Raw genomic sequence first — 16,341 nt, 5'->3', positions numbered from 1 at the left:
TGTAAGTTTACTTTCCAATCATAGGCATCAAATCAATATAGTAACAAAAGGTATAACTGTTTATGGGAAAATACGTTAAAATCAGAGAGTGACTTACATCTTTCATTCTTTTTTAGAAACGGAGTGTCCTATTAATGAAAAAGCTAGGTGCATTATTTTTATCCATTTTCATGGTTATGTCTGTCTTTACCACTGCGCATGCTGCTGAAAAGCCTGTCGGTGTATGGATTGATGGAACCGAAATAAAGTTAGGCAATTCTAACCCTGTTGTAGAAAAAGGAACGACCCTAGTTCCTATGCGTCCCCTGCTAGAGAAGCTTAATGTAAATATTAATTGGAATAAAAAAACCCAAACCGTAACAGGGACCAAAAATGGACTGGCCCTCTCACTGACCATCGGTAGCACAACCGCAACGGTAAACGGGGAGAAGAAAAAACTAGAGGTGGCTCCTAAAACCATCAACAATGTCACCTATGTTCCTGTCCGATTTATAGGAGAAACGATCGGCTATAAGGTGGAGTGGAGTCCAGCGCTGCGCACCATCACTTTTGTGGCCGATACTCAAGCTGCCGGAAGCACCGGATTCTTATGGAAAGTGGAGAACAACGGCAACACCGTCTATCTGCTTGGTTCTATCCATGTGGCTAACGACAAAATGTACCCGCTGCGTCCGGAGATTGAAGCTGCTTTTGAAGCCTCGCAATATTTAGGTGTCGAAGTAGATATCTCTAAGATTGATCAAGCTGAGATCCAAAAGTTTATTTTGGAAAAAGGCTCTTATACAGATGGAACCAAGCTCAAGGATCATGTATCCGCAGATACATATAACAAAGTAACTCAGCTGCTAAAAGCAAATGGTCTGGCGGAAAATGCATTCGATTCCTTCAAACCGTGGGTCGTTACCCAAGGTGTCTCAAGTCTACAGATGCAAGTTACAAGTTATACGGCGGATACCGGCATTGATTTATATTTTTTACAAAAAGCAGGCAAGCTGAACAAACCTATTATTGAACTGGAAAACACACAATTGCAGCTGAATATGTTCGACCAGTTCTCAGATGGATTGCAAGAAAAGCTTCTTGTCGACACACTCGGCAGCCTCAATCAAACGGACAATACTTCCGCAGCAGCTTCGCTGGATGCACTATCCCAAATGTGGATGCAAGGTGATGAGCAGTCGCTCGTAGCGATGACAAAAGCGGTCGCGCAAGAGCCAGAGTATTATAAAGGCCTGGTTTCGGATCGTAACGTCAACATGGTGAAGCATGTAAAAGAATATTTGAATAGTGATAAAAAAGCGACTTACCTTGTCGTCGTTGGCGCGCTGCATATGCTCGGTGACGATGGTATCGTGACCCAATTGCAAAAAGATGGCTTTAACGTCGTCAAACAATAATTGAGTTTTAGCTAAAATAAACAAGGCTGTCTCTTAGTCATCTACGATGATTTTGGAGACAGCCTTTTATTTTCACTTTTTTTAGCTCAATCTAAAAGTAGAAGTTGGCTTAACGTGTGGACAGAGCGGAGGGCCCTCCGGGATTCTGGAGAAACGCTCCCTACGAACCCAAAGCCGCTTGTTCATAAACGGGCTACTACAATTTTATTAACTGATCTACCTTAACTGGAAGTCCAGTAGCTATTGAACGATTTGCCGCAATCCCGGTCATAATAGACAACGCTCCGTCCACATGGGATGCCGCACGATTAAAGCGATCCTCCAGCGGACGTTCAAAAATATCACGCAGCATCACAGGATCTCCGCCCCCGTGCCCCCCAACTCCTTCTTCAATCTCCACTTCATAAGGTGCTGCGAACTGAGGGAAGACCGTGATCCGCTTGTCTTTTAACGCCCCTTCATCTTCCTTGTTTCCTCCGGCATTTACATAAGACTGTTCGACGACCTTTACTTCCATCCGCCCCTTCGTTCCATTAAATACTACAATGAAACCCTCCCAAGGCAGATAAGCATTAAGTGAATAATTCATAATCGTCTTATTTTTGTATTTGACCATAACCGCCATCGTATCCTCAATGCTGATATTATCACCGAACACACTTTGGTCACGCAGGTAGCCATCCTCATGCTCCGTATCCAGATACATCTGCTTTAACTGCTCATTATCTTTAAGATGCAGGGCAAACGGATCGTTTTCCGCCGCACTGCTACCATGAGCACGCTGATAAAACTCAGTCACCCCGCGCTTCTCCGCGTTTTCTCTGCCATAAAATCTTAGATCACCCATCGCATAAATCGTATCTGGGCGCGAACCCAGCCAGAAATTCATCAAATCGAAATGATGTGTGGATTTATGAACCAACAGACCTCCGCTGTTCCGTTTATCACGATGCCATCTGCGGAAGTAATCCGCCCCATGCTGCGTATTTAGCAGCCACTCGAAGTTGACGGAAAGCACTTCTCCAATCGCGCCGTCCATAATGAGTTCACGGATTTTGGTGTTGTGTGGGGCATAGCGGTAATTGAAGGTCACACGCAGCTTTTTCCCAGTCCGCTCAATCGCTTCAAGAATTTCCTGACATTTCTCTTCATCCACTGTCATCGGTTTCTCCGAAATAACATCGCAGCCAAGCTCCATCGCCCGGATAATGTAACGATGATGCGTGCGGTCAATACTCGTGACAATAACCGTGTCAGGTTTGGTTTCCTCAATCATACGGTCAAACTCATGAGCTTTATAGGTAGGAACCGCTTGATATTTATATTTTTCCTCCAGCAAACGGTTCGCATAATCCATTCTTGCTCCATTCACATCACAAAAGCCTACAATCTCAGAGGTTTCACGATAATTCGTGGTGATCTCACCATAAAAAAACTCCGCTCGGCCGCCGGTTCCTACGAAAGCATATTTTTTGTTGGACATCAGGATCACTCCATCACTTATTGATTTAAAAGCGTTTTCTTCTTATAGTGTATAGTATAAAATATATCTTAATCTAAGCGATTCTTAGCAGAAATAACAAAAACTTTGCAAATATTATCCTCATTATCAGAAAGGAGCAGATTTAGTATGGAACAGGAGCCTCAGCCTCCTTTTATAATTGAGCAAATAAAAAGAGCCGGTCCATTCAGCATGGATTCCGACCATTATCACGATACTTATGAAATTTATTATTTACTCGCCGGGGAACGCAGTTATTACATTAACAATCTGATCTACACCTTGCGTAAAGGTGATCTGATTTTTATTAACAAGAACGAGCTCCATCGTACCACCTCTAAAGGCTCTGCAAGCCATGAACGGATCTTAATTAACTTTGAGGAAAGCTTTCTGCAAAAGACATTGGCACATTTCGAGCTGCATTTTCCATTTATGGCTACACAAAGCTTGCTTTTGCGGCCCGGAGTACATGAGCAGGGGGTCATTGAATATCTTCTTTTCAGCATGCTAAAAGAACAAACAGAACCACGGACACAGCAATCCCCCTATCTGCAGACGCTGCTCATCCAACTATTTATTGAAATGAACAGAATACAGGAAATAAGCCGCGAGCCCATTGCCCCTGAGAACAGTGAGAAGCAGCTAAAAGTCTACGAAATTATTGATTTTTTACAAACACATTATGCTGAAAAGCTTACATTGGAGCGGCTATCTGAGACTTTTTTCATCAGCAGCACCTATCTCTGCCGTGTGTTCAAGCAGACAACTGGCTTCACCATCGTAGAATATCTAAACTACATTCGGATCAAGGAAGCCCAACGTCTCTTGCAGAGCACCAACGCTAAAGTTACGAACATCGCCGAGGATACCGGCTTTGACAGCATCGCCCACTTCGGGCGTGTGTTTAAACAAATCGTTAAACGTTCGCCCTTGCAATATCGCAAGCAAAACCGCTGATCCACAGCTAAAAATCACAACCGATTCTCTATGTAGCCGCTCCGTCGCCCGGAAGGATACATGTGAAATGTTGTCGGCATATGGGGGCATCGGGGGCATCAGGAGCATCAGGAGCATCAGGAGCATCAGGAGCATCGGGGGCATCAGGACCATCGGGGGCATCAGGAGCATCGGGAGCATCGGGAGCATCGGGAGCACCGGGAGCATCTGAGCAACAACAATATCTCGTCACTAGATTACCTTTTCGTGCGAACAAAGTTCATGAGGCTATCGGACCCAGTGGACCTTATTCGCAGCATAATCGCTATTTTGGAATTTTATCGGACCCCATAGTCGCTATTGGCAAAAAAGTTACCTATATTGACCGTTTCCGAGGGAATAACGTCACTGGAGTCCGAAAATGGCCCCAAAAGGCGATAAATCTGCAAATAACGTCATCTGAGTCCGCATAACTTTGTCTAGCAGGAGTAATCGGCGGTTTCGGGGGGCCGGGGGGGTTCGGGGGGGTTCGGGGTTTCGGGGGTTTAAGCAGCACTGTAACGCATAACAAAGAGCAGCGATCCCCACTAATGGAGTATCGCTGCTCAGCTGGCATTTTGTGATTAATACGGTCATCTCATTCCTCATCATGCCATTCATTTTGCTTCGTCATGTGATTTCATTTCCAAATCTCGTACGAGCCTGTGAACCTCAATTCCGGCCAGCAGCACGATGCCAATCCCATGTGTATCGTTTAATTGCCAGGTCAATTCATCTTTATAATACAGTTTGTTAAACGAATAACCCGAACCGCGGCAGACACCGTAAACATTGCCTTGTTTGTCAATACAATAACGGGTTAAGCCACTCCAGCCGTTGATTGCAGAGGTTACGTATGAGTCTGGTTCCAGCAGCCAACCGCAGCGTACGCCTCTAGCAAAAGCGTAAATAAACATAGAGGTACAAGAAGCCTCCGCGTAGGACTTAGGATCCGTCAACACTTGATACCATAGGCCCCGCTCATCTTGCAGCTTAAGATAGCCTTTACTAAGCTCGCGGAAATAATCAAGCAAATCAGCTCGCAACGGATGTTGCTCAGGCATAACTTCAAGCAGCTCAGTCAGCGAGAAAATCACCCAACCATTACCTCTGCCCCAAGGCACGCCATTGGGTTTATTAAACTTATAATCATACACATGATGCATAATGCCAAGCTCCGGCTGGAACAGCCGCTCCTTGTAAAGTAAAAACTGCGCCGCCGCATCATCAAGATAAGCCGCATTTCCGGTCAATTCATAATATTTACTTAGAAATGGCGTGCTCATATACAGATCATCACACCACATCGTCTGCTGCATAAAATCAACTGTGCCACTGGTCCGATACAGAGCTCCGTCAGGCAGCCTGCTCTGCACTTTAGTAATGTAATTGGCAATTTCAGCAGCAGCTTCCGGTGCGCCCTGTAGTGGACGAAGCTTATGTGCTTCCAGCATCGTTGCCCCGAAGGATCCGCAGTCGTCCAGCGAATCCATCAGCGCCAGCTGATGATTGATGCCCGGAGCGCCATAACGTCCAAGGTCCCATAAGGCATATTTATGCAGCCCTGTACATTGCTCAATATGGTGTTGTGCATATTCGGCATAATGGGGGGCCTTAAGCTCTACTCCTGTTCTCAGCAATCCGTACAGGGTTACGCCTAGAGGGTAATTCCAGCGCCCAAACATAACACTCTCCAAATAAGGCCTAACCCAGCTATTCGGCTGGTCTACACGCCAAAAGGTTACTTCATCCGCTTCCCCAAATAAAGTATCCATAGAGGTCAGTTCTAAGACTTTCGGCGCTGCCTCCTTGGTGAACAATCCAAGGTACAACCATGGATCAGTTAATCCTTCAACGGGATATGGTTGCACGAGACTACTCTGAACACCACCAGACCGTACGTCCAGTTCAAATCCCCAATTCCCCTCTCCACAGATGGACTCCACGACCAGATCATGTAGTCCATAACCAAGCTCCAGTTGGATATCAAGCATACCTTTCACGTTCTGATGCTCAGCTACAAGTTTCCCATTCACATAGATAGAGATTTCAGCCATTCCACGATAGCTACCTTGCAGACGAATGTCGTCTTCCTGTAGGCTGTTAACTTCCAGCTTACACCAAGCATACGCCTTGGCTCCCAGCATTTCCCCAAATATGCGTGAACAGTTGCCAGTTGCCTGTTCCTGTGGCGACCATTGCTGTGTCGGAAACCAAACGCAGCGAGCTGTCATTTGCTCTTCAGTGAATTCAGCTTCCAGCCAAGCTGCCCAAGATGTCTGCTGGGGTCCACTATAAATCCAACCTTCACAACCGCTTAACTGCGCCGTCGGAGTAAGAAAGTGTACTGGTGCACCTTTGACACTGCCCGTTCCAAAAACCCCTCCGCAACCTGTACCTGTTGCAACATACTCCAGTACCAGATGGTTCCAGCCTTTATCCATGCCCGCCCGAAAAAACGTCCTTCTGTCCGGAAACACATCATCATTTAGATTGGAGCTAAACACCAGCCGTCCATTTATGTAAACCTTAACTGGACTGTAGCAACTAACTGAGAAAGGGGCATCTACCTCATTGTCACTCCACAGCTTTCCCCACACATATACGAATTGTCCTGCCGCTAGCTCCGGCAGTCGTTCTTCCAGATTCATATCGTAACGGCAGTCGCGGAGCCGGTTGAAACCACTCTGCGAATGTACCCGGTACACCGGAGGCTGCGGGGGATAGGCACCGATAAAACGGCTGGCCACTGCGGCCAGTACATTTTCGATTTTGCCCCCATTATATTTGGCAATACAATCAGGATCAGGAAAGTATTCTGGAATATAAGTACTCACTAAGCGTATCCTCCTTCACACCGTTATTTCTCCACCGGGATACAGCGTCGAGTTGTACAATCTTTTAGGGTGAGGTAACGATTTCTCAGAGGCACAGGTACTAATATCTATCCACTCGCTTGAATATACCGTTGCGGACTCATCATTATAAATTACAACCTGTTCCCTGCCACATCCCAGAAGATCGCCGTGAACGGCATAACCTTCCTCCTTGAATTCAGCTACAACCCGCATATGTCCATCGTACAAAGCAGGATATACTCCGCCTCCCCGGCGGTACGCGAGAATATAATCCGGAGAACCAAATTGCCAGTTACTCACGGCTTCAACTATAGTCAGCCAACCGTCGCTTGTACGTTCTTCTTTCCACAGTTCCTTGCCATTACAGTCTAGAAGAAACAACGCATCCTTGCCCTTCAGCCCTTTGCCGTCATCTTCGCGGATCATTCGGTCCAGCCCGGCAACCTGAAGACCAGGCAGTTCAGGCCGGAATCGGCCTAACGCCAGATGCTGCGACTCGATGGAGCCGTCATAACGCCAAAGCTCTTGTCCGTCCCGGTCATACATCACCGTTACGCTTCCGCCGACAACCAGTTCAGGATAGCCATCTCCATTCACATCGCCAACCCAAATACAGTCCGCATGGTCGTCAAGATCATGGCAGCTCCATAATAAATCACCTTTAGAATCAAGCAGATCATAACCTGCCATCACTTGATCCTGTCCATTTCCATGAAGATCGTGAACCCACGGATAATGTCCTACATTGCCTTTATGCGTCCATAATAAATTGAAATCCTGATCCATGGCCCACAGTTGATGATAACGGTCCTTCAGAATAATGTCGGAAGCGTGTTCTTGCCCTGTTAGATTGGCAATGATAATGCAATCATGTGCATGTTCAGCCGGTAAGTCGTATATGGATTTAACCATTCCTGTTGAACCTTCAAGAATATGAAACCGTCCATCCATTACACATAATACTTCCAGCGCCCCATCACCATCTAAATCATAAATTTGCGCTGGATAGTCCGAGCCTTGGCTGCCAGCGTCAGGATCGGGTGTGCCCACCTGCCACAGCAGCTTGCCATCCATATCAAAAGCAGTCAGGCATTGCACCTGATGGGGAATATAACGTACATCCTGGCGATTATCCGGCTGAACCAGCAGCATTTCCGCACGTCCATCCCCATTCAGATCGCCAATAAGCATTTTGCAGCGTGGACCGGCAGCGGAAATATCTACTTTTGCCAGCTGATAGACTAATTGTGTGTCCTTCGTTTTCATTAGAATCCTCCTGTCTTCTCTCTTCGATTAGATCTCCGGGAAACGGACGGTTTGTCCGCCTGCTACTTCTATAATCAAACCGTCGATTTCCAGCCAGACAGATAGCGCTCCCGGATTATATACAAAATCCCGAGCAGCGGAGAAAATAAGGGCTTCACAAGCCTTCATATAATGAACGAGTTCAATATTTGTCGCGTACCAGATTTCCTCTAGTCCTCCCACTGCTTCACAGAAGCTTTCCATCAGCTCCCAGTTATTATCGTTATCAAATTCATAACTATGGCCCCACACATACATCAGATATAAATACTGCCGTTTATGCAGCTTCACGAACTGCTCCGCATGCTCCAGCAAATGATCATTATGATGGCAAGTCCCCCGCCATTCCAGCCAATCCTCCGGCAGCCCAAAGCCGCCGCCAGTGGTCTGTACCACACGGGCATATTCCATGCCTAAATGAGGCAAAAGCTTCTTTATCTCCTTCTTAAAGGAACCGTTAGGATAAGACATTCCCCGTATCGGCACCTGGAGCAGCGTCTCAAAACACTTTCGATCCTCCATAATCTCATGGATGATTTGCTCCTGCGGACAACGGGCCATCGTCGGATGGTGTTGCGTATGAACAGATACCTCATGTCCCTGGTACAGCTCAGTTATTTCATCTGCCGTAATACGATCACCTTCACCCAGCAGGCCAGAATTGAGATGAAATGTTCCTCTAATCCCATGGCGGTTAAATAGTCCTACCAATCTTTCGTCAGCCCGTCTGCCGTCATCATAGCTCATTGTAAGCGCCTTATGTCTGCCCTCAGGGTAACAATAATAAATAATAGACATCAATCTGAAGCCTCCTTCGCATTACTGTCCAAAAACCGTCAGATTTGAGTATTCAGCCATCAGGGGTGCCATCTGTCGGAACCCAATTTTCCCGCCTGTCAGTAGCGGCCCATAGGTTTCACCATCATCTATCCATGTAAAAATCGGCAGTTCATTGATTGCAAAAGACAGCATAGGACCACGCTTCACCACTAACATCCGGTAGGGCTCAGTCATGTCGCTTACGTCCGGAAGCGGATCGGCTGCCTGCATAACCAGATGAAAACCATAGCTTTTACGCAAATTACAGGTATGAAATTCACGTTCTTCCACCCAACGCCTGCGAAAATACGAGATATGATACGTGTCTATCTGCCCGTGATGGTATTGATCATATTCACCCGTACGGCGAGCAAGCGTGGAATCAAATAAATCCTTCCCACCCTCTCCTTTGGCCGCGATAAACAAAATCGCCAACCCCGGCTCACGCAATGGGCGGAAATTCCAAGATACGGCGAGGTCTGCCGGGAACTCTTCTGGACACCAGAGAACGACATTTGCTTGTTGTCCGGCCTCGGCATGGATAGTACTCTCCAGTCTCATTCGCTGCAAAGGGAAGGAAACTGCTCCCGCTCCCTCCATCTGGAATCCAGCGATATCACTAGTCGAAGCGAGGGGATTATGGTAGATTGGTTTCCATGCTTCAGGGATCAAACCACCTATACCCGTGTCCTGCATCGGCCTAGCCATAAATCATTCCTCCCCACAATGAAGCCTTTAATTCGCGCGTTCCGGTAAAGCACTACCGATTAATTCCAAGGCAATAATCGTATTTAAAGACCACTGCGAGGCTTCATTTGTATTCATCCAATCGATCTCATTTAACTCAGTCATATAAGTGACCTGATCAGCTTCCTCCTGTAGATTCACACAACCAAACGGATTCTCCAGCAAAATCGACCAGCACCGCTCTGCCGTCGCTGGATCCTTGCGGTAATATGCTCCATATGCAGCAATGGCTACGCTGAGTACAGGATGCTCAAAACGGAGTTTTCCTGAAATCAACCCTCCTGTAAATGCGTCCTTCTCTTCTTTTGGCAAATTATAAAATACGCCGAACTCAGCCAGCATATCTTCCCAGTCCGGGTCCTCCAGCATTGCCGCCAGCTCGAACCACACCTGCGGACCTCCCATGCTAATGGCTAAATGACGCCCCCAGTTATCGTCGCCCATTCCCGACAATAGGCCAGTTGCCGGATCATAACCATATGTGGGACCAGATAATAGCCGTAAATTTGCCCTTTTGATGCAATCCATACCTGTTATAATCTTGTCACGATAAGCGGTATCCTCGAACCGCTCCCAGCGGGTCATCCAATTAGAGCTAAAGGCCGCCCAGTCCGGACCCACCCTAACATGAGTCGGGAATTCATCCTTCGGAAAATACGCCCGCATCGGATCCAGAGTAACTGTTGAATAATCAGCATCCTTTACACTGTCCATAATATCGCCGACCCGCTCGTCTCCGGTCAGATAATAATAGTAGCGATGCAGACCCGCCATGGCGATACGAGCCTCTTTGCAGCCGCAGCCCCAGTGGATGACATTATGCCGCGAGCCTAGTCCGGCGTATTCGCCAAAATGATATACATCTACCTCACTCGTATGCCTGGTCATAGCTTCGGCCATTCGGAACACATCCGCTCTCCCGGACCGGAGAAACGTTACCCACAACCACATATTTGGCACCAGCTCGGAATTCTGCCAGGCGCAGCCACCGAGATCATAGTTCCATACATGTCTGACCGGATCATAGCTGTGCATGAAATCTCCGTAGTCCCAAAAACCGTACCATTTGCGCTGCTCGATCTCTTCCTTGTAAAAGGAGATGATCCCGTCCAGCCGCTCTTCCAGATACGCTTTGGCTGGTGTGCTCCGATCAGGCAAACTCCAGAAACCAAAAGCACCCGCTTCATGATAATAAGTTGGTTCACAAACCAGCAATGAAGGTTCTTCAGCTTCTGCCTGCATCCGCTGCAACAACTCAGGCCCGGGAGTCTGCGCCGTACACCAGAATGTTAGCTCGCTAGTATTAGCGATACCAAATGGAGTGGCCCGTAATTCTTCTGCACCTTCATACGAGGATTCCACATGTGTTTTCGTATCATAATGCCGCAAGTCCATAGCTGCCGCATCAGGTGACCAGAACCAGACAGTAAGTGCTGCCGCGTCAGTGGCAGTGGAACCAATCTCCATTCCTGCCGGATGCTTACGCCAGAAATTCTTCATCCCGACGGCTAGCCCTCCGCCCTCTGCCCCAACATAACCAAGCCCACCTGCCCGGCGGCCTTCTGCTGCCTTGATCCAAGCGCAGCCATCCTCTGTCCGCTTCCAGATCCCATAATGCTCGGAAGAATCTTGAACCAGCCGAAAGCTGCCCCAAGTGGCGGAGTCATCCAATAAATTAAGGAAATAGGCATCCTCTTCTGGATTAAATTTCACAGCACATCCTGCTACCTGATCGAGGAATAAATCACGGTACTTACCTTTGGTTCGCCGTGTATGCAACGTCTTAGGAGACTCGCTAAACAAGCCGCTATCTCCGGCAAAACGAACATGGCGGTTGTAAAGAGGTCCACGCATCGGCACTGTGAATTCTATTCCCAATCCTTTAATAAAATCCTGCTGTGGATTACTGTCATAATGAAACGTATGAACTAATCGAATAGACTCCAGCCCAGCATAAAAATATAAACGTAACGTATAGGGAAGCCACTCACGAGCACTGTGCGAAGCTTGGTGAAGTCCATCTAGCTTCACCACTGCGCGAACAGGTCCGTCCTGTTCAAGGATGGCACTTAACGTTCGTCCTGTGAACCGCTCCTCACGTATGCTCAGGGTGCCAGCACCCTCATCTCTCTGTTCACGTATACATACAAGCTCGCCATTACTGCAAACTTCCGTTCCTTCCGTGTCCGCCGGATTTCTGCGTACAATACTGCGGATAAGACCCTTCCCCTGCTTGTTAACCGTGCAAATAATAACACCTGTATCTATAATGAAAGCTTCCTCTGTTTCCTGCACAGTTAGTCGCTCAGTCACTTCCGTAGCTGGAGTCACTTGATTTATTGTCATTGTCGCTAAGGAACCCTGCTGAATATCCGAATTTTTTTTGTTTACTACCGAGTGCGTGGACCATTTGATGCTCCCGTCTGGCCAAAAAGCTGCTGGCCAGCTTTGCAGCGGCACATGCTTTTCGTTCTTCGGCATACTTAAGCAGAGATTCTTTAACGATTCCCTGCCGAGCGCTCCTTTTTTCCAAGGAACCCCCCAGGTAACACCCACATCAATAGCGGGCTTTTTTAGCCAATGCAGGCCAATCGGCAGAGCCGTAGGCACAACAACCATCTCCTTCATACGTTCTTCGCCGCACGTCCTCTTTACTTTTAAAGAGCTTCATTATTATGGCTTAGTTCTCTATAGCGGCTTGGAGTTATTCCCTCTTGTTTCTTAAAAATCCGGTTAAAGTAGCTATGCTGATAACCCACCTGTTCAGCTACATCGTTAATTCGCAGCGAAGTATCACGCAGCAGCTCCTTGGCTTTATCAAGCCGTAATTCGGTCAGATAATCGATGAAATTTTTCCCGGTGACCCGTTTGAATGATTTACTCAGTAAAAATGGGCTGATTCCTGTATAATCCGCACATCCATCCAGCGAAATATTATCCATATAATGCTCATTGATATACATCATGGCATGCTCAATCGTCCGTTTGATTCCGGCATCAGAACGTTCACTCAGCTCCGTCAGATACGGTGCGACTACCTTTTCCTGAAACCAGGCAAGGATAAGCTTCGGCTCATGAATTTGCGACAGTGCCGCGTACAGATTAGCCCCTTTGAACAGTTGGTTTGGATGAATGCCTGAGACCATAATGGCGTGCTGAATACTGCCTAACAAATGAAGCATACCCTGCTGTACATCAATCACTTTTGCCCCATTGGCACACAGTGCCTCCAGAAATTCCTCCAACAGCCGGTAAGCCTCTTCCGCTTCTCCTGTGCGCAGGGCCTGAATCATTCCGCGCTCCAAAGTGAACGAATATTGCGGTTCTGGCGTACTTTGCCCCTCACGATCCAGTAGCTCCATATTAATAATCTGGTTCTCACCACCAAACTGGCGATAACTAGCGGCTTGCTTCGCAGCCTCGAACGCTAGCGGAATACCGGATATCCTTCCAACCGGTGCACTAAACGCCACTGTTACCCTCATTTTTAACATGCGATTAATCGTTCCTGTCAGTTCTTCGCTAAAGGCTTGCACCGCTTCCAGCGATGGATTCGCAACGGGTTCGATAAGAAGTAATCCCGCCGTGAGATCATGGAAATTGATAATATCAGCCTGCTTAAAGTGCTCGGCAGACAATTCTCCGATAATATTGACGGCGGCGAATGATACAAGACTTTCATCACCGTTGCGGAATTTCCCCTCCTGGCTGGAGATGCCTGTAAGCTGAATATAAAGAATAATATAATGACAATCCTCTACTTCCCACTTAAAGCGCCGCATCCGGCTTTGCAGATCCTGCTCAGAATAAGAATATAAATACCCCTGAAACAGCTGATGCAGGAAGCTTTCCTTCACATGTGGAAGCTGCTCGGAAAGAGTGTACTTCAGGGCATGGCTCTCCCCGTGCAAGTTCTGCCAATGCCGTTCAATCAGAATGAACTCATCCTCCCTACTCGCAGCCGCCGCTTGGTCAGGCAACAAAGTCTGCAGCAAACGTCCTATCGGTGAATAGATTTTACGGGAAGCAAACCAAGACAGAATCGCCGCCAGCAGCAAAGCACTAAAGCTAACTAAAAATATCAGTCTTGAAATGAAGACGACAGGTGAAGTTATGCTGGTTATCGGTGAAGCGGACACATAGAGCCAGTCTGCGGAGAGTCGGGAAAACTCACCATAAGTCACTGCATATGTAGCCTTACCCCAGTCGAAGAGAAAAGAGGACTCAAGATTTGACTCATGGTTCGCGCCCCGTTCCACAATCTCATTATGCAATGCGGTAAGTAAGGGAGAATCCTCGGCACTGTCTCCAGCAGATACGTACAAATCCCCCGTCGTCTGCAGCAAAAATGTCTCGCCGCTATTATAAGGTGTCATAGTTCGTAGCATCGCAGCTACTTTCTCCGTATCCATGCGGAGCAATAGAGCCCCGAAGGGCTTCAAGCTTCCGCCCGGAATATGATGGATAAGCGTTAATTCTTTGACATTTGGTTTATTGGGATCGAATGCCCACTGCGTCCAATAGGTGCTTTGTTCAGTATCAATCAATTTGTCATATTGACCAGAAACCATGCTGGAGTCAATCGTGCCATATTCGGGATTAAATAGTAATGGATGATCTCCTGATAGATAGAGTTCAACGTTACTCGTCATCGTGTTCGAGCCCTGCATCACTACGAGTGTCTTCGTAATATCCCAAGCCCGCTCATGATCCTGAATAAAATCAAGGCCATTCAAGCTGTAATCAAACTTGGGATCAAAAGCCCAATGTGCCAGCATCAGCTCCAGATTGGACAGCTGATCATCAATATTAGCCGCCCGCTGTTCAATCTGCCTGTTATGCATCTGCAGCAGCTCGCTCTCCAGGCGTCCCCCTGCCATCCAGTAGACAAGCGCACCAATAATAAACCCCGGAATGGATGACACCACCAGCATAATGATCAGGTTTTTACGATAATACCGGCCTTTACAGCCTGACCAGCCTTTTGTATAACGCTTCCATTTCGCCACATTTCTCATCACTATGCTCTCACCAGCCGAATCAGATAAATTTGAAGTGCAATCGAACCACATTCGTTTTGCTCCTCAGATCCTTTCCAGCCGGATAAAAGCACTAGGAAGGATCTATTGGTCAGCCTTAGCGTATAATTCGTTCATTTCCTTTACTAAATCATCTCCACCTGTTTTTCTCCATACGTCAAATGCTGATTTCAATTCAGCTTCATCAATTTGTCCTACAATATATTTTATGCGTGCATCATTAATTACATTGTCGAGTTGAGCACCCTTTTGCGAATATACTGTGGAAATAAAGGCCTCTGCCGGATTAACCACGATCGAAGCTTCATTTGCCTTTTGAACTTCAGTTTGTTTAAGACGCAGCGGCGTTTGTGCTACAGTCTTGGACTTATCCTCAGGAATATAAGCCAATATTTGGTTTAGGCCTTCCACTTCTGACTCCACAAGTACAGTGTCTTTGGAGCGTTCAATAAAACCATCCACCATAGTGTAATGAGTACCTTCCAAACCAAAACCTAACATCGTTTGTAATTCCGGATTATTGATTTGATCTAGAAAAGCCAGTACCCGTTTCAGTTCTTCTTCGCTCTTCACAGATGATTTTGGAATAGCCAGCATGCCCGAGAAACCAGAGGTCGGCAATGTGTGTAGCTTGCCATCCGTACCTGTTACGCCCCCGCTTACATCTACATAATGTTTATCCGGTTCGTCTTTGCCTTCTTTTTCTAGCGCAGCGTGAATTTTATCATCCACCCGGGCGCCTGTATCGACCACATCGACGATTACTCCTGCCTTATTGTTCACGATCGGATCTGTCCATTTGGCACTGTCCATTACAGCGAAGTCGGAGTTGATCAATTTCTCATCATACAGCTTCTTCATGAACTTAAGCGCTTCCAAATATTCTGGATATTCATGCTCAGGCACCAGCTTGCCATCTTGCACGCCCCATTTATTCGGTGTTCCAAACCATAACTTAATGGTATCAAAACCGCTGGCCCACTGGCCGCTCCATTTGACAAGCACCATGCCATACGTATCCTCTTTACCATTGCCGTCTGGATCTTTTTCCTTGAACGCTTTCAGCATATTGTAGAAATCATCCACCGTCTGCGGTGTTTGCAACCCCACCTTCTCCAGCCAATCCTTGCGGAAAACCATACCGTTACGGCCGAGTACACGCCCCCGATAGATCCCGTAATTCTTCCCATCAATGGCCGAGTTTTTCAGAATAACCGGGTTCGCTTGGCTTAAATTCGGATAATCCTTAAGGTAAGGCCCTACTTCCCAGAATGCACCCGATTTGGCAGCGTTCACAAAACTAGAAGCCTTAACATCCCCCACGTAGATAATGGTCGGCAGCTTCCCAGAAGCTAGCGTAATATTAAATTTATCTGCATAAGATGCATTCGGGACCCACTCAAAGTGGATTTTTGTATTGGTCTGTTTCTCCAGTTCAGCAGCAACCGGACTGCCATCCTTCGGATAATTTGTTTTGAATATCGGCAGCATGAGGGTCAGATCCAGCGGGGACTCGCTTTTCTCTTCTCCAGTATTACTACTCCCCTCACTTTTGCTGTTAGAACCTGCAGATTCATTACCTGAGCAACCTGCAACAACAGTGGTAACCATCATAGCCACAAGTAAAAGTAACAACCAGCGCTTCTTTTTTACCGAACGATTAGCTTCCATTATTATACCTCCAAATTGGAATAAGTTAA

11 protein-coding genes are annotated in these 16,341 nt (G+C 47.0%); 3 read left to right on the top strand and 8 right to left on the bottom strand.

The window, feature by feature from the left end:
• Positions 1 to 134 precede the first annotated feature (134 nt).
• A complete protein-coding gene (locus MHH63_RS27715) occupies positions 135 to 1,397 on the top strand; it encodes a TraB/GumN family protein (protein WP_036675660.1) in 1,263 nt (420 codons plus the stop codon).
• A 196-nt stretch (positions 1,398 to 1,593) separates the two neighbouring features.
• Here MHH63_RS27715 and MHH63_RS27710 read toward each other — a convergent pair whose 3' ends face one another.
• A complete protein-coding gene (locus MHH63_RS27710) occupies positions 1,594 to 2,880 on the bottom strand; it encodes a Gfo/Idh/MocA family oxidoreductase (RefSeq protein ID WP_076310197.1) in 1,287 nt (428 codons plus the stop codon).
• A gap of 147 nt (positions 2,881 to 3,027) precedes the next feature.
• On the opposite strand from MHH63_RS27710, the gene MHH63_RS27705 reads away from it, so the two are divergent.
• Both MHH63_RS27705 and MHH63_RS27700 read left to right on the top strand, forming a co-directional pair.
• Positions 3,028 to 3,855 (top strand): helix-turn-helix domain-containing protein, encoded by an 828-nt coding sequence (locus MHH63_RS27705; RefSeq protein ID WP_076301920.1) that lies wholly within the window; start codon positions 3,028 to 3,030, stop codon positions 3,853 to 3,855.
• Positions 3,856 to 3,935: 80 nt separating this feature from the next.
• On the top strand, positions 3,936 to 4,307 hold the full coding sequence (locus tag MHH63_RS27700; RefSeq protein WP_081386950.1) for a hypothetical protein: 372 nt from the start codon (positions 3,936 to 3,938) through the stop codon (positions 4,305 to 4,307).
• 183 nt (positions 4,308 to 4,490) lie between these two features.
• Here MHH63_RS27700 and MHH63_RS27695 read toward each other — a convergent pair whose 3' ends face one another.
• The 7 genes from MHH63_RS27695 to MHH63_RS27665 are packed head-to-tail and all read right to left on the bottom strand — an operon-like array spanning position 4,491 to position 16,312.
• Complete coding sequence (locus MHH63_RS27695) at positions 4,491 to 6,710, bottom strand: glycoside hydrolase family 88/105 protein (RefSeq protein WP_179087785.1); 2,220 nt, start codon at positions 6,708 to 6,710, stop codon at positions 4,491 to 4,493.
• 15 nt (positions 6,711 to 6,725) lie between these two features.
• Complete coding sequence (locus MHH63_RS27690; RefSeq protein ID WP_340012124.1) at positions 6,726 to 7,997, bottom strand: hypothetical protein; 1,272 nt, start codon at positions 7,995 to 7,997, stop codon at positions 6,726 to 6,728.
• Between the two features lie 27 nt (positions 7,998 to 8,024).
• Positions 8,025 to 8,834, bottom strand: a complete 810-nt coding sequence (locus tag MHH63_RS27685; RefSeq protein WP_341172308.1) for a polysaccharide deacetylase family protein — start codon at positions 8,832 to 8,834, stop codon at positions 8,025 to 8,027.
• A 21-nt stretch (positions 8,835 to 8,855) separates the two neighbouring features.
• Positions 8,856 to 9,563 carry a DUF1961 family protein gene (locus MHH63_RS27680; protein WP_341172307.1) on the bottom strand — a complete coding sequence of 236 codons (708 nt, stop codon included), beginning with the start codon at positions 9,561 to 9,563 and terminating at the stop codon, positions 8,856 to 8,858.
• A gap of 27 nt (positions 9,564 to 9,590) precedes the next feature.
• Complete coding sequence (locus MHH63_RS27675; protein WP_445321776.1) at positions 9,591 to 12,230, bottom strand: exo-rhamnogalacturonan lyase family protein; 2,640 nt, start codon at positions 12,228 to 12,230, stop codon at positions 9,591 to 9,593.
• 29 nt (positions 12,231 to 12,259) lie between these two features.
• Positions 12,260 to 14,674: a helix-turn-helix domain-containing protein gene (locus MHH63_RS27670; protein WP_081394032.1), complete on the bottom strand. Its 2,415-nt coding sequence runs from the start codon at positions 14,672 to 14,674 to the stop codon at positions 12,260 to 12,262.
• 51 nt (positions 14,675 to 14,725) lie between these two features.
• Positions 14,726 to 16,312: an extracellular solute-binding protein gene (locus tag MHH63_RS27665; RefSeq protein WP_076220261.1), complete on the bottom strand. Its 1,587-nt coding sequence runs from the start codon at positions 16,310 to 16,312 to the stop codon at positions 14,726 to 14,728.
• Positions 16,313 to 16,341: the final 29 nt, after the last annotated feature.

This window comes from Paenibacillus sp. FSL H3-0310, assembly GCF_038002785.1.
In the GTDB taxonomy this organism is placed as follows: domain Bacteria; phylum Bacillota; class Bacilli; order Paenibacillales; family Paenibacillaceae; genus Paenibacillus_AQ; species Paenibacillus_AQ odorifer.
This window is presented reverse-complemented; position numbering and strand designations above follow the sequence as displayed.

What these genes read in the sequence shown, in the direction of transcription:
- MHH63_RS27715 (WP_036675660.1), top strand. Translation starts at nt 135, where the DNA reads ATGAAAAAGCTAGGTGCATTATTTTTATCCATTTTCATGGTTATGTCT.
- MHH63_RS27680 (WP_341172307.1), bottom strand. Translation starts at nt 9,563, where the DNA reads ATGGCTAGGCCGATGCAGGACACGGGTATAGGTGGTTTGATCCCTGAA.
- MHH63_RS27710 (WP_076310197.1), bottom strand. Translation starts at nt 2,880, where the DNA reads ATGTCCAACAAAAAATATGCTTTCGTAGGAACCGGCGGCCGAGCGGAG.
- MHH63_RS27705 (WP_076301920.1), top strand. Translation starts at nt 3,028, where the DNA reads ATGGAACAGGAGCCTCAGCCTCCTTTTATAATTGAGCAAATAAAAAGA.
- MHH63_RS27700 (WP_081386950.1), top strand. Translation starts at nt 3,936, where the DNA reads ATGGGGGCATCGGGGGCATCAGGAGCATCAGGAGCATCAGGAGCATCA.
- MHH63_RS27670 (WP_081394032.1), bottom strand. Translation starts at nt 14,674, where the DNA reads ATGTGGTTCGATTGCACTTCAAATTTATCTGATTCGGCTGGTGAGAGC.
- MHH63_RS27685 (WP_341172308.1), bottom strand. Translation starts at nt 8,834, where the DNA reads ATGTCTATTATTTATTATTGTTACCCTGAGGGCAGACATAAGGCGCTT.
- MHH63_RS27675 (WP_445321776.1), bottom strand. Translation starts at nt 12,230, where the DNA reads ATGAAGGAGATGGTTGTTGTGCCTACGGCTCTGCCGATTGGCCTGCAT.
- MHH63_RS27690 (WP_340012124.1), bottom strand. Translation starts at nt 7,997, where the DNA reads ATGAAAACGAAGGACACACAATTAGTCTATCAGCTGGCAAAAGTAGAT.
- MHH63_RS27665 (WP_076220261.1), bottom strand. Translation starts at nt 16,312, where the DNA reads ATGGAAGCTAATCGTTCGGTAAAAAAGAAGCGCTGGTTGTTACTTTTA.